The 14,222-nt window shown below is 64.3% G+C and carries 11 protein-coding genes; 4 read left to right on the top strand and 7 right to left on the bottom strand.

Features of this window, described 5'->3' with window-relative positions:
- Positions 1-17 precede the first annotated feature (17 nt).
- The 4 genes from J4G43_RS35605 to J4G43_RS35590 all read right to left on the bottom strand — a co-directional run bounded on the left by J4G43_RS35605 (position 18) and on the right by J4G43_RS35590 (position 4,955).
- Entirely contained in the window at positions 18-1,091 is a 1,074-nt protein-coding gene (locus tag J4G43_RS35605) for a branched-chain amino acid ABC transporter permease (RefSeq protein WP_071912027.1), read from the bottom strand.
- A 3-nt stretch (positions 1,092-1,094) separates the two neighbouring features.
- Entirely contained in the window at positions 1,095-1,988 is an 894-nt protein-coding gene (locus tag J4G43_RS35600) for a branched-chain amino acid ABC transporter permease (RefSeq protein WP_208087782.1), read from the bottom strand.
- Positions 1,989-2,211: 223 nt separating this feature from the next.
- Positions 2,212-4,137, bottom strand: a complete 1,926-nt coding sequence (locus tag J4G43_RS35595) for a long-chain fatty acid--CoA ligase (protein ID WP_208087781.1) — start codon at positions 4,135-4,137, stop codon at positions 2,212-2,214.
- Positions 4,134-4,955 (bottom strand): ABC transporter ATP-binding protein, encoded by an 822-nt coding sequence (locus J4G43_RS35590; protein ID WP_014493868.1) that lies wholly within the window; start codon positions 4,953-4,955, stop codon positions 4,134-4,136. Before J4G43_RS35590 ends, J4G43_RS35595 begins: the two co-directional genes overlap by 4 nt.
- Before the next feature lie 335 nt (positions 4,956-5,290).
- On the opposite strand from J4G43_RS35590, the gene J4G43_RS35585 reads away from it, so the two are divergent.
- Entirely contained in the window at positions 5,291-5,965 is a 675-nt protein-coding gene (locus tag J4G43_RS35585; protein ID WP_208089500.1) for a Crp/Fnr family transcriptional regulator, read from the top strand.
- Here J4G43_RS35585 and J4G43_RS35580 read toward each other — a convergent pair.
- Positions 5,962-7,212, bottom strand: a complete 1,251-nt coding sequence (locus J4G43_RS35580) for an MFS transporter (RefSeq protein WP_210387384.1) — start codon at positions 7,210-7,212, stop codon at positions 5,962-5,964. The two genes, J4G43_RS35585 and J4G43_RS35580, sit on opposite strands and share 4 nt — an antisense overlap.
- A gap of 290 nt (positions 7,213-7,502) precedes the next feature.
- On the opposite strand from J4G43_RS35580, the gene J4G43_RS35575 reads away from it, so the two are divergent.
- A complete protein-coding gene (locus J4G43_RS35575; protein ID WP_208087780.1) occupies positions 7,503-10,823 on the top strand; it encodes an adenylate/guanylate cyclase domain-containing protein in 3,321 nt (1,106 codons plus the stop codon).
- A gap of 21 nt (positions 10,824-10,844) precedes the next feature.
- Positions 10,845-11,525: a redoxin family protein gene (locus tag J4G43_RS35570; RefSeq protein ID WP_208070465.1), complete on the top strand. Its 681-nt coding sequence runs from the start codon at positions 10,845-10,847 to the stop codon at positions 11,523-11,525.
- A 17-nt stretch (positions 11,526-11,542) separates the two neighbouring features.
- Here J4G43_RS35570 and J4G43_RS35565 read toward each other — a convergent pair whose 3' ends face one another.
- Positions 11,543-12,382 carry a uroporphyrinogen-III synthase gene (locus J4G43_RS35565; RefSeq protein WP_166099615.1) on the bottom strand — a complete coding sequence of 280 codons (840 nt, stop codon included), beginning with the start codon at positions 12,380-12,382 and terminating at the stop codon, positions 11,543-11,545.
- 174 nt (positions 12,383-12,556) lie between these two features.
- Here J4G43_RS35565 and purU point away from each other — a divergent pair, with 174 nt between their 5' ends.
- Entirely contained in the window at positions 12,557-13,420 is an 864-nt protein-coding gene (gene purU / locus J4G43_RS35560) for a formyltetrahydrofolate deformylase (RefSeq protein WP_166099612.1), read from the top strand.
- Positions 13,421-13,545: 125 nt separating this feature from the next.
- Here the strand turns inward: purU and J4G43_RS35555 are convergent, their stop codons facing one another.
- Positions 13,546-13,830: a hypothetical protein gene (locus tag J4G43_RS35555; RefSeq protein WP_166099607.1), complete on the bottom strand. Its 285-nt coding sequence runs from the start codon at positions 13,828-13,830 to the stop codon at positions 13,546-13,548.
- Between the last annotated feature and the right edge of the window lie 392 nt (positions 13,831-14,222).

The following is a 14,222-nucleotide window of genomic DNA, read 5'->3' as shown; positions in this document are numbered from 1 at the left end:
TAGCGAGTTGCCTGTGCTCAATGCGAGAACGGGTAGAGTTTCCAGTACGCCTTGATCTGTCGCCAGCGATGGGCAAGGCCGTCCGGCTCGAACATCAGGAACGCGATGATGATCACTCCGATCGCGATCTCGCGCAGGAAGGTGATGTTGGTGTTGAGGGACAGCGCCTTGTCGATCGCGCCGCCCTTCAGGTACAGGCTGATGAATTCCATCGTCTCGGGCAGTAGCACTACGAAGGCGGTGCCCATCAGCGTGCCCATGATCGAACCGGTGCCGCCGATTATGATCATGGCGAGGAACAGGATCGAGCGCTCGATGCCGAAACCCTCCTGCGAGACCACGAGCTGGTAGTGGGCATAAAGCGCGCCGGCGATGCCGGCGAAGAAGGCGGCCAGCCCAAACGACAGCGTGCGGTATTTGGTGAGGTTGATGCCCATGATCTCGGCGGAGAGATAATGGTCGCGTATCGCCACCAGCGCACGGCCGTCGCGTGTGCGCATCAGATTGGTGACGAGGACGTAGCTCGCGACCACATAGGCCAGCACGACATAGAAATACTGTCTGTCGCCGCGCAGCGTGAAGCCGAAGATCGAGAACGGATTGGCGCTGGCGGGCACCGAGCCCCCGGTGAACCACTCTGCGCGGGAGAAGAAGTCGAGCAGGATGTATTGCGCCGCCAGCGTTGCGATGACGAGGTAGAGCCCCTTCAGTCGCGCCGCCGGGATGCCGAAGATCAGCCCGACCAGCGCGGTGACGACGCCCGCAAGCGGGATCGCGAAGAACACCGGGATCGGCGCGTTGTTGGAGATGTAGGCCGAGGTGAAGGCGCCGAGCAGGAAAAAGGCGGCATGGCCGATCGAGATCTGGCCGGTGAAGCCGACCAGGATGTTGAGGCCGAGCGCCGCGATCGAGAAGATGCCGATCTGGATCAGGATGCTGAGCCAGTACCCGCCAAGGAGTTGCGGCACGAGGCAGAGCAACAGCACGCCGATGATCGCAAAGTTGCGGCTGGTCGTGGTCGGGAAGATCGTGGTGTCCGCCGCGTACGAGGTGCGGAAATCACCAGCAGGGATGAGGGCAGGGCCGGCCATGGATCAGATCCGCTCGATGTCGTGGGTGCCGAACAGGCCGTAGGGCTTGATCATCAGCACGATGATGAGGACGTAGAACGGTGCGATCTCGTAGAGATTGCCCCAGTGCAGATACTCGCTGTCGACATATTGCGCGATGTTCTCGAGCAAGCCGACGATGATGCCGCCGAGCACGGCGCCGCCGACGGAATCGAGCCCGCCGAGGATCGCCGCCGGGAACACCTTGATGCCGTAGGCCGCAAGTCCCGAGGACACGCCGTTGACGACGGCGACCACCACGCCCGCGACCGCCGACACTGTCGCGGAGATCGCCCACGCCATCGCGAACACGCTCTTGACGGAGATGCCGAGCGACTGCGCGACCTGCTGGTTGAACGCGGTGGCGCGCATCGCGAGGCCGTATTTGGAGGCGCGGAAGAACCAGGCCATGCCGATCATCATCGCGACCGAGACCACGAGGCTCATGACATAGACGGTCTGGATCTGAAGCCCGAGCAGGCTGACCGACTGGCTCTCGAACACGCGCGGGAACGGTTGCGGATTGACGCCGAACATCCATTTCAGCGTGGCCTGGAGCACGGTCGAGAGGCCGATCGTCACCATGATCACCGAGATGATGGGTTCGCCGATCATCGGTCTCAGGATCAGGACCTGGATCGCGATGCCGAATACGAACATGAACACCAGCGTCATCGGCATGCCGATCCAGAACGGCACCTGGTACTTCGCAAGCAGCGCCCAGCACACCCAGGCGCCGACCAGCAGCAGTTCGCCTTGCGCGAAGTTGACGACCTGCGTCGCCTTGTAGATCAGCACGAACGACATCGCGACCACGCCATAGAGCGTGCCGACCACGAGGCCGTTGACCAGGAGCTGGATGAGGAAGGCGGTGTTCATGTCGATGTCCGCGCAAAATGCAGAAGCGATGACGGTGCACCCTCTCCCCTTGTGGGAGAGGGTGGCTTCGCGAAGCGAAGCCGGGTGAGGGGTTCTCTTGGCAGCGACGGTGCGGAGAGAGGACCCCTCACCCGGGCGAGGGTGTGGCCAGCGGCGGAGATGCCCTCTCCCACAGGGGGAGAGGGCGCATCGGCTGGCAGCGCGGTCTCGGTTCGAAGCAGGCTCACTCCGCGGCCTCCGCCATATGCCCATGCCCGCCGAGATCCACCACGCGCAGCGTCGTTCGCACGCGTTGCGTGGTGCCGTCCTGGAAGCGGATCACGGTGTCGACGGGGATGTCGGCATCGCCGCGGTAGATCGCGTTGATGATGCCTTCGTATTTCTCGTTGATGACGCTGCGGCGCACCTTTCGGGTGCGGGTGAGCTCGCCGTCGTCGGCGTCGAGCTCCTTGTAGAGCAGCAGGAAGCGCGAGATGCGTTGCGCCGGCGGCAATGTGGCGTTGACGGTCTCGACTTCCTTCTTGAGCAGCGCGTAGACCTCGGGCCGCGAGGCGAGGTCGCTGTAGGTCGTGAACGAGAGCCGGCTCTTCTCCGCCCATTTCGAGATGATGGAGTAACGGATGCAGATCATCGCCGCGAGCGCGTCGCGGCCGGCCCCTAGCACCACGGCCTCCGCGATATAGGGCGAGAACTTCAGCTTGTTCTCGATGAACTGCGGCGAGAAGCGCTCGCCGCGCGAGGTCTCGGCCAGGTCCTTGATGCGGTCGATGACGACGAGCTGCTTGTTATCGTTGAAGTAGCCGGCGTCGCCCGACAGCATCCAGCCGTCCCTGATGTCGGCAACGCTCGCTTCCGGGTTCTTGTAATAACCCAGGAACATGTGGGGATGCCGCACCACGATCTCGCCGACGCCGTGGACGTCGGCATTGTCGATGCGGATCTCGACGCTGTCGGCCATCGGCACGCCCGTCGTGTCGGGATCGACCTTGCCCTCGGGATGCAGAGTGTAGGCCCCTAGCAGTTCGGTCTGGCCGTAGAGCGTGCGCAGCGGCACGCCCATGGCCTGGAAGAACTTGAAGGTATCAGGGCCGAGTGCCGCGCCGCCGGTCGCGGCCGAACGCAGGCGGGTAAAGCCAAGGCGGTCGCGGAGCGCGCGGAACAGGATTGCGTCGGCAAAGCTCGAACGTTTGCCGTCTGCGAGCGCGGCGAGGCCGCTTTTCATGCCGATGTCGAACAGGCGCTGCTTGAAAGGCGTCGCGTCCATCACCTTGGCGCGGACGTCGGCGGCGATGGATTCCCAGACGCGCGGCGCAAATAGCACGAACGTCGGCGCGATTTCGCGCAGATCGTTCATCATCGTGTCAGGCTCTTCGACGAAGTTGATCTTCATCCGGCACAAGAGGCCTTTGCCGAGCACATAGACCTGCTCCATGATCCACGGTAGCGGCAGCACGGAGACGTATTCGTCGTCCGGCCCTTTCGGATCGAAGGCGAGATAGGTCGCGCAATGGCCGAGCACGCGGCCGGCGGCGAGCATGGCGAGCTTCGGGTGCGAGGTGGTGCCCGATGTTGTGCAGAGAATCGCGACATCCTCGCCCTTGGTGGCATCGACGAGGCGATCGTAGAGCTCCGGCTCACGCGTGGCGCGGCCGAGCTCGGCGAACGCTTCCGCCGACATCAGTCTGGGATCGTCGTATTTCCGCATGCCGCGCGGATCGGAATAGATGATGTGCTTCAGCCGCGGGACCCGCTCGGCAAGCGCGAGCAGCTTGTCGACCTGCTCTTCGTCCTCGGCGAAAACGACCTGCGCCTCGCCATAGTTGAGGAGGTAGGAGGCTTCCTCGTCCAGCACGTCGCGATAGAGCCCAAGGCTCAATCCACCGATGGCGTGGGTTGCCACTTCCGCCGCGACCCAGTCCGGCCGGTTGTCGCCGATGATGCCGATGACGTCCTCGCGCCCCAGGCCCAATTCGATGAGGCCGAGCGCGAAGTCGCGTACGCGGGTATGGTAGTCATTCCAGGTGAAGACGCGCCAGAGCCCGAGATCCTTTTCGCGCAACGCGATCTCGTTGCCGTGCTCCCTGGCATTGAGCCGCAGCATCTTCGGATAGGTGTCGGCCTGCGCGACGCGGCCCGCGTAATCCATCATGCCGCACTCTCCTGCGCTGGCGGAGCATCGTCCGGGTCGACCAGCACCTCGTCCTCCTCGCCGAGATAGGCGCGCCTGACGTGGGGATCGGCGAGCACGGCGGCCGGATCGCCCTCGGCGATCTTGCGGCCGAAATCGAGCACCATGACGCGGTGGGAGATGTCCATCACCACGCCCATGTCGTGCTCGATCATCACCACCGTCATCCCGAACTCCTCGTTGAGGTCGACGATGTAGCGGGCCATGTCCTCCTTCTCCTCGAAGTTCATGCCGGCCATTGGCTCGTCGAGGAGAATGAGGCGCGGCTCCAGCGCCATGGCACGGGCGAGCTCGACGCGTTTGCGCAGGCCGTAGGAGAGGGTGCCGGCTTGCGCCTTTCGCACCGACTGGAGATCGAGGAAGTCGATGATCTCCTCGACCTTGCGGCGGTGCTCGAGTTCCTCCTTGCGCGCGCCGGTGAGCCAGTACAGCGATCCCGTGAGAAAATTGTTCTTCAGGAGGTGATGGCGCCCGACCATGATGTTGTCGAGCACGCTCATGTGGTGGAACAGCGCCAGATTCTGGAAGGTGCGGCCGATGCCGAGCGTGGGGCGCGCGTTCGGCGTCAGCCCTGTGATGTCGCGGCCGCGGTAGAACAGCTGGCCCTCGGTCGGCTTGTAGCGACCGGAAATACAATTCACGATCGAGGTCTTGCCGGCGCCGTTGGGGCCGATGATCGAGAACAGCTCGCCGTCATTGATGGCAAAGCTGACATCGGTCAGCGCACGGACGCCGCCGAATCGCAAGGACACGCCGCGCACTTCGAGACTGGTAGCCACCAAACAAATCCCTCCCGGTGATGGCGCATTCAGCGGCGCTCTTCATCCGTTCCTGTCGGGCGATCCTAGTACGGCCGTGCCGGTGAGGCCATGCAGCTATTGGTCTCGACCGGCGCCGCGCCACTCTTGCTCCCGATCGGGATCAAAAGCCGCATCGCCCAAGGTGGTCCTCAATAGGGGAAAGCGCTATTTTGAAATGTCTCCCGCCTGACAATTCTGCGACAAAGTTTTTTCAGGCGGGAGTGGCCTTTCTTTCGTCGGATGGTGGTCGAAGTGGTCGTGTTGCAGTGCAGCAGAGAGATTGGGTGGCGAACGGTGCGGCTGGCTTCGGCATCATGATTTCAGAGGATCAACTGAAGCGGGTCGCCGCCTGGTCGCGCGAGCTCACGGACGCGGAGATCGAGGTCGCCCGCACCGGGATCACGGAACGGTCCTACCGCACCGGTGAGACCGTGTTCATGCGCGGCGATACGTTCAGCTATTGGGCGGGCATGGTGAGCGGCCTGGCACGGATGGGCGGGGTCTCGCGCGACGGCAAGGAGACGAGCCTTGCGGGGCTGACGGCCGGGGCCTGGTTCGGCGAGGGCAGCGTGCTTAAGAACGAGCCGCGCCGCTACGACGTGGTCGCGCTGCGCGACAGCCGCGTCGCGCTGATGGAACGCAGCGGCTTCATGTGGCTGTTCGAGAACAGCGTCGGCTTCAACCGCTTCCTGGTGCGTCAGCTCAACGAGCGGCTCGGCCAGTTCATCGGCATGCTCGAGGTCAACCGCACGCTGGATGCCACCGCACGCCTCGCGCGCAGCATCGCCTCGCTGTTCAATCCGATCCTCTATCCCGAGTCGACCGCGCATCTGGAAATCACCCAGGAGGAGATCGGGGCGCTCTCGGGCATGTCACGGCAGAACGCCAACCGCGCGCTGAACCGGCTGGAGAAGGAGGGGCTGCTGCGGCTCGAATATGGCGGCGTCACCATTTTGGATGTCGAGCGGCTGCGCGGCTACGGGGACTAGCGCGCATTTGCCGGCGCGTGGACCGGCCAGAGGTCGGCGCGCCAGCGGATCGCGATCGCCAGCATCGCGATGAAGCCTGCGGCGGCGTAGAGCGAGCCCGTCGCGGAATAGCCGATGATGTCGATCAGGCTACCGGCCGCGAGCAATCCGAGCGGCAGGCCGTAGATCACCATCATGCGGACGCCCATGACGCGGCCGCGCAGGTGTGCGCTCGCCGTCCGCATCAGGATCACGGCAGCTGAGATCATCGACATGCTCTGGGCGATGCCGGCGAGAACGGGGCAGGCCATCGCCACCGGCATGGTCCTGATCTCGACGAACACCAGCAGCATGGCGTACCAGGCCAGCGTTGCGCCGATGAGAAGCCGGGCAATGCGCAGTCCGCTGACCAGGCTGAGCGTGATGGAGCCGATCAGCGAGCCCACGGCGAAGCTCGCCGAGAGATAGCCGAGGCCGGTCTGGTCGGTATGAAAGATGTCCCGCGCGATGTAGGGCAATAGTCCGCCGGTGAAGGGAAATGCGGTGAGATTGGCCAGGAAGGCGACGCACAGCGCCGCGCGCATTCCCGGGCCGTTCCAGGCATAGACGATCCCTTCCTTGAGGTCGCCCAGCAATCGCGAGACCGCGTGGCTGTTCGCCGGAAGATCGCTCGTCGTGACGGTCCTTTTCGGCCGGGTCAGGCAGAGCATGAGAAGTGCGGCCGCGAGATACAGACAGGCGATCGCCACATAAACGAGGCCGATGCCGAGGACGGCGAACAGACCTGCGCCCGTCAGCGCTCCGGCGATGCGGGCGCTGTCCTGGGTCGTGCGCGCAACGCTGATGGCGCCCACCAGTTGCTCGGGCGGCATGATCTCGGCAAGCAGCGCGCCGCGAACGCCGAGATCGGAGGGGCGGATCAGGCCCATGAGCGCGACGATGATCATCACGCTCAGCGGCGACAAATGACCGGTCAGCGCCAGGACCATGATGGTCGACGAGAGCGCGGTATAGGCAAGGCGCATCACGACCAGGAGGTCGCGATGACCCATCCGGTCGCCGATCATGCCGAGCACCGGCGCGACCAGGGTCCCGACGAACTGCAGCGACGCAAGCACGGTGAGCAGCAGCACGGAGCCCGTCTCGACCATGATGTACCAGCCGAGCACCAGCGTCTCCACTTCGAACGCCCACGAGGTGAGCAGATCGGACGGCCACTGGAAGCGATAATTGCGGATGCGGAATGGCGCGAGTGCGGATGTGCTCAAGATGCGATGACGGGTTTCACGGCGATTCCCCCTTATTTTTGTTCTTCTGTTGGCAGGGTAGCCCCGGCCATGCCTCTGTCAATTGGCGCTACCGCATGCCGCCATGCCTGCCGACGATTTGCGGTGCGCCAGTGCGCCCGCAGCATCGCTTCGTCGCCTAGCCGATACGGAGCGGGTGATCAACCACCGCTTGCTCTTCCCGTGTGACGAGCCCATGCTTGCCTGGTTCCTGGGCCCATTCGGCAGGTCCAGGAACTCGCGCCATCGCGGCTTCCGCGAGGTCTTGACCCATGAACTGCTCTTGCTGTGGTTTAGAGGTCCAGAGCGGCTTTGCCTTCTGCCCGAAGTGCGGCACGAAGCAGCCGAACGCGTGCCCTGGCTGCGGCTTTCCATGCGCGCCGGATTTCGCCTATTGCCCGAAATGCGGTGCCTTCGTCGCTGAGGTCCCCACAGGCGGGCAGACATCGGCGCGGACGAGCCAGACGACGCTCCCGATCCAGTCCTCCTCTCCGCCGCTCGTGCCGGCGGAGGAGGCTCAAGCCGCATTTCGAGCTCCGTCGGACAAGATCGACAGCGAGGCGAACCGCCGCACCATCACCGTGCTGTTTGCTGACCTCAGCGGCTTCACTGCGATGAGCGAGCGGCTCGACCCCGAGGTCATGCAGACGCTTCAAAACGAATTGTTCGAGGAGTTGACGGCCGCGGTGCAAAGCTTTGGCGGCTTCGTGGACAAATTCATCGGCGATGCGCTGCTGGCTCTGTTTGGTGCGCCGGCGGCGCACGAGGACGACCCGGAGCGGGCGATGCGCGCTGCCCTCGACATGATCGGCCGGACGGCGCGCCTCAGCGAACGCGCGGAGGCGTATGCCGGTTCACCGCTGCTGCTCCATGTCGGCATCAACACAGGGCACGTCGTCGCGGGCGGGCTCGGGGCGGGTGTTTCCAAATCCTATTCGGTGACCGGCGACACGGTGAATACCGCCCAGCGACTACAGTCGATGGCGGCTCCGGGCGAGGTGCTGGTCGGGCCGTTGACCCACCGTCTGACGCGGCATGCGTTCTCCTATGACTCGCTTGGCGAGGTCTCGCTCAAGGGCAAGATGGGCAGCGTGCTGGTCCACCGTCTGAAGGAGCCGCTCGACACGCCCCGTGCGGCGCGCGGTCTCGACACGCTGGGCCTCAATGCGCCGTTGATCGGGCGCGACGCCGAGCTTGCGCGCCTGATCGGCAGCCTTGATCGCGCGTGCGGCGGCGCGGCTCAACTGGTGCGGCTGGTCGGCGAAGCCGGCATCGGGAAAACGCGCCTGGTCAGCGAGTTCGTCGCGCGCATCCGCGACCAGGATCGATTCGCCGGCGTGGCGATCCGGCACGCGGCGTGCTCGCCGCTCGGCGAACAATCCTACGGCACTCTCGCCGCCGTGCTGCGTAGCGCCTATGGCATCGCGCAGAAGGCGGGCGCCGTAGAGGCGGAGGCGAAGGTCGCCGAAGCGCTGTCGGAGCTTGGCCTCGCGACCGACGAGGCCGACCGCCTGATGCCCCTCTATCTGCACGTCCTCGGCCTCGGCGACCCCAACGCCGCCCTCAGGCATGTCGAGCCCGAACAGCTCCGCCGGCAGATATTCTTCGCGATTCGCACCGTCTTCGAACGCCGCCTGGCACTGTCGCCACTGCTGATCATCGTCGAGGATCTGCATTGGGCCGATGCGGTCTCGCTTGAAGCGTTGCGGTTCCTGATGGACCGACTGGAGCGGACGCGGCTGATGCTGCTGTTTACGCATCGGCCGATGCTGGAACTGGACCAGTTCGGTTCGAGCAGGATCAGTCACACAACCCTTCGGCTGCCCCCGCTTGGCGACGCCGACGGACAAGAGCTGCTCGCGGCCTATTTCAGTCACGGTTGGCGTGAACCGCCGGGAGGTCTGTTCGGTCGAATCCTCGATCGCGCCGGCGGCAATCCGCTTTTCCTCGAGGAGATCATACGCGGCCTCATCGAAGTCGGCACCCTCGAGCGCGACGGCGCGCAGTGGCGGATCAAGTCGGATGAAGCGGCCGCCGATATTCCGGCAAGCATTCAGGCGTTGTTGCTGGCGCGTCTCGACCGGTTGCCGCATCAGGTGCGCCGCCTGGCACAGGAGGCCGCCGTGATCGGCCCGCGTTTTGATGCGGTTGCACTCGGTGCGGCGGCAACCGAGCCAGCAAGGGTTGAAGCAGGGCTCGAGCTTCTGTGCGACGCGGAGATCATCGAGGAGATCGCGGGCGCGAACTCGATTTCACTGCGAACCTACCGCTTCACGCAAACCATGCTTCAGGACGTGATCTATCAAAACCTGCTTCTGCAGCGCCGGATCGAGCTTCATGGACGGATCGGCGGGGCGCTGGAGAGGCTCTATGGCCATGAGCCCGAGCGCCTCGAAGATCTCATACTGCTCGGACATCACTTCAGTCTGAGCGCGAGCAAGCCGAAAGGCGCACGCTATCTGCGCGCGGCCGGCGATCGGGCACGCGCGAGCTATGCGAACGATGATGCCATCCGTCTCTACCAACAGGCCCTCGCCGTACTGTTGACCGGCGGCGAACGGGAGCCGGAACGTCTGGTCCTGTACGAGCGGATTGCGGACCTTTGTGGCGCGGCTGGCCGCCGGAACACAGCCGAGGAGCACTATCAGAGCGCGTTGGAGGGGCACCGCGCCTTACAGGACGGTATCGGCGAAGCACGAATTCTTCGCAAGCTTGGCCGATTGCTGTGGGACGCCGGCAAGCGGATCAAGGCAGAGACGCATTACGCCGAGGCGGCCAACCTGCTTGGAGGGACCGACGCGCCCATCGAGTGGGCGCATCTCCTGCAGGAGCGCGGCCGTCTCGCGTTTCGGACCGGCGATCACGTCGCCGCCGCAAGATGGGCGGACGAGGCGCTCGGCTATGCACGGTCCGTACCGGCGGACGCGGACGAGCAGAGTGGGCCCGAGGCCGCACGTGCGATTGCGGAGGCCCTCAACACCAAGGGCGTTGCGCTGGCGCGGCTTGGACGACACGAGGAGGCAGTGCGCGAGGTGGAGCAAAGTGTTGCGGCCGCCGAAACAGCCGGCTTCCTTAACGTAGCCTGCCGCGGCTACACCAATCTCGGTGTGCTCTACACGATTGTCGACCCGGCGAAAGCCGTGGAGGTCTGCCGGCGTGGACTCGATGTCGCGCGTCGGATCGGGGATCTCGGCTTCCAGGCACGCCTCCTTGCCAATTTTGCCGTTGCGTGTTGCACCTTCACGGACAGATGTACCGAGGAAGGCGTGCCGGCTGCCGAGAAGGCGATCGAAATCGACCGGGCACTCGATCAGCGCGAACATCTCTCTGTGCCCCTGATCGTTCTCGGGCAAATCCATCAATGCCACTTCCGCCCCGATCTGGCCGCCCTTTGCTACAATGAGGCAATCGAGGTGGCGAACGAAACCGGCGAACCGCAGCAGCTCTTTCCATGCTATGATGGTCTCGCCACGCTGAGCCTTGATCGAGGCGACATGCCCGAGGCCGACCGATATTTCGCGCTGGCGCATGATGTCTGCGCCCGCCACGGGCTTGATCCCGCCGGGCTGATCGTACTGCCATTTCTTGACTAGGTCATATGAAGGAGTTCAACCATGTCAGAACTTCATGTCGACGGACCGCTTCAACCGGGCGATCGCGCACCGAACATCGTGCTGGACGCGATCACACGCGATGGAACGATCGCGCTCCAGGATTTTCGCGGGCATAGCCCGATATTGATCGGCTTGTTTCGCGGGCTGCACTGCCCGTTCTGTCGGCGCCACATCGCGGCACAGGCGCAACTTGACGCAGCCCTGCGCGACAAGGGCGTCGAAAGTCTCACGGTCGTGAACACGCCCATCGAGCGCGCGCGGCTCTACTTCCGCTATCATCCCTTGCCCAATCTGCTCGCCGCGTCCGACCCCGAGCGGGTCTCGCACCGCGCGTTCGGCCTGCCCACTATCGAGTTTACGGAGAACGAAACCGAGTGGCCGCGCAAGGTGGGTATGGACGTCGTCAAGAGCATGCAGGTGGAGGTGCCCGGCGAAACGTCGGGGTCGATGAATCGGTTGGCGGCTGCCGAGTACCTCAACAACAAGGACGGCTACGAGATGATGGAGGCCGATCAGCGCATGGCGGCAACCGGCCAGGGCCAGCTGTTCGGCCAGTTCCTGCTCGATCGCGAGGGGATCGTGCGCTGGACCTTTACCGAGGTTCCTGAAGGCGGCCACCGCATGTTCGGGGCTCCGAGCCCTCAGGAGTTGATGTCGGCCGCCTCGCAGGTGGCGAGCTAAGCATCGTCGGCTGGTGACTAACCCGCCACCTTCGGCCGTTTCTCGGCGAGCGCTGCCGCCATCGCCGAGATCAGCGGGCGCATGAAATAGTGGTCTTCCGCCGGTGCGATGTCCGTGCGCAGGCCATGGGCGGCGAGCTCTCCCGACACCGCGGGACCCACCGACGCAATCAGCGTCCGCTCCAACCCTGCGCGCAACTTCGCCTCACTGCCATGTGCCTTCGCGGCTTCCACGAGGCGGCGGACCTGGCCAAGATTGGTCAGCGCGATGGAATCGATCCGCCCCTCGGCCATGTCGTCGATGGCGGCGACGATGTTGGCGTCCGCCGCCTTTGAGTCGTAGGCATAAGGCAGCACCGTATCGACATCGGCGCCTTGCGCGGCAAGTGCGCCGGTCAGTGCGCTGTGGTCCTTGTCCGGATAAAGCTGAAGGCCGACGCGTCGCCCGTTCAAGTCGAGCCTGCCCAGTATTTCGATCACGCCCTCGGTGGTCGGCTTCTCCGTGGTCTGCTGCGCATCGAGGGAGATCTCGCGCAACGCCTTGCCGGGCTTCGGGCCGCGAGTGAATTTTCGCGATTTGGCGAGGGCTGCGACCAGAGCCTGGTCGAGACCACGGCTCCGCGCGAGCTTCATGATCCGCCGCAGGCCTTCGCCCGTCATCAGCACGAGATCGTCAAAGGGCTGGTCGATGGCGCGGCGGATCCAGGCCTCGACCGGGGCGGGATCGGGCGCGTCGTGAATAGTGAACATCGGGCACTGCACGACATCGGCACCTTGCTCCGCCAGAAGCTTTGAAAACTGCGCCTCCTCGCGCGTCTCCAGGATCAGGATGCGGTAGCCGTTCAAGCGGTCGGCCATGGGTGTGCTCCGGCGGTAAATTGCAATGGTCCGTTCATCCTGACTCCGCGCTTTATGCTGACGCAAGTCTTTGGGATCAAGTCTTGGGATTGGCGCGAGGGCGGGGTCGGTGATAGAGCAGGGCGCAAATCGCGGGTCGTTCCGCAGTCGCTGCCCAAACCTTCATCAAGAGCCATGCCCGATCATCAATATGTCCTGACCCTGTCCTGTCCGGATCGTCCCGGCATCGTCTCAGCGGTGTCGACCTTCCTGGCCCATAACGGACAGAACATTCTCGATGCCCAGCAGTTCGACGACATCGAGACCAAGAAGTTCTTCATGCGCGTGGTGTTCACCGCGGCCGATCTCGCCGTGGAGCTGTCGGCGCTCCAGACCGGCTTTGCCGCGATCGCGGAGCGTTTCGGCATGGAGTGGCAGATGCGCGACCGTGCCGCGCATCGCAAGGTGATGCTGCTGGTGTCGAAGTCCGACCACTGCCTGGTCGACATCCTCTATCGCTGGCGCACCGGCGAGCTACCGATGGTCCCGACCGCAATCGTCTCCAACCATCCGCGCGAGGTCTATGCCGGGCTCGACTTCGGCGGAATCCCGTTCCACCATCTGCCCGTCACCAAGGAGACCAAGCGCGAGCAGGAGGCGCAGATCCTCGATCTCGTCGCCGAGACCCGAACCGATCTCGTCGTGCTCGCGCGCTACATGCAGATCCTGTCGGATGATCTTTCTGCCAAGCTTTCCGGCCGCTGCATCAACATCCACCACTCGTTCCTGCCGGGCTTCAAGGGCGCAAAGCCCTATCACCAGGCCCATGAGCGCGGCGTCAAGCTGATCGGCGCTACCGCCCATTACGTCACGCGCGACCTCGACGAAGGCCCGATCGTCGATCAGGACGTCGAGCGCATCAGCCACCGCGACACGCCGGAGGATCTCGTCCGCAAGGGCCGCGATATCGAGCGGCGCGTGCTGGCCCGCGCGATCCGCTACCACCTCGACGACCGCGTCATCCTCAACGGCCGCAAGACCGTGGTGTTCATGGATTGATTGCCCGTCGTTCCGGAGCGCGCGACGCGCGAATCCGGAACCTCGAGATTCTCGGGTGCGCAATTGCGCACCATAGTTCGCCTCTGCGAGGCGTCCCGGAATGACAGCGAGATCGTTGTTGTGCCTCAGCGCACCGCGCCGCCCGACGTGGACCCCGTCGCACCCTTCTGCGCCTGCTCTTCCTTCTCGCGATCCGCCGCCGGCAGCAGCCGCTTGCGTTCGCGCTCTTTCATGTAGGCGTCGTATTGCGGCGTGCCGGGCCGCGGCGGTGCGTCGGCCGGCAGGCCGCCGGCCCATTGCGGGACGTAGTCGCCCATGCCGGCGGTGAGCTTTTCGTTGACGGTGCCGCAGCCGGACAGCCCCGCGGCGAGCGCAAAGAGGGTGAGGACGGAGCGGAAGGGCTTGAGCATTGTGCGCGCGCGAATTCAGTCAGGTTGGACGCCGGGTTAGGCTGGCGCGGGAAGAGTAGTCTTCAACAAGGTAAAATAGACTTATTCGAGGTAGGTAATTAGCTACCGATTTGCGCTGAACCGAAGACTCGCCGGTGTCCGAATTCTGCAAAAGAAAGACGAAATCCTCCATCCACGCGTCTGGTCGCTTTCTAGACTGTGGCAAGGGGCACGCGACAAACTGGCTTGGTCGGCGGCGGGGCTTTTTCGTTGACAGGTCCATTTTATTTGTACAATCGTACAAATAGGAGCGGCCAGGATCGGGGGCTCGGGTTACCCCGACGTAACCACGGCATCGCTCCCGTCGTCGGCAATCGGGACGCGCGGCTTGCGCCGAATGGTCGCCAAACGTC

Origin of the sequence: Bradyrhizobium barranii subsp. barranii, assembly GCF_017565645.3 — a bacterium.
In the GTDB taxonomy this organism is placed as follows: Bacteria; Pseudomonadota; Alphaproteobacteria; order Rhizobiales; family Xanthobacteraceae; genus Bradyrhizobium; species Bradyrhizobium barranii.
Note: the sequence above shows the minus strand (reverse complement) of the source record. Positions and strands in the feature narration are given on the sequence as shown.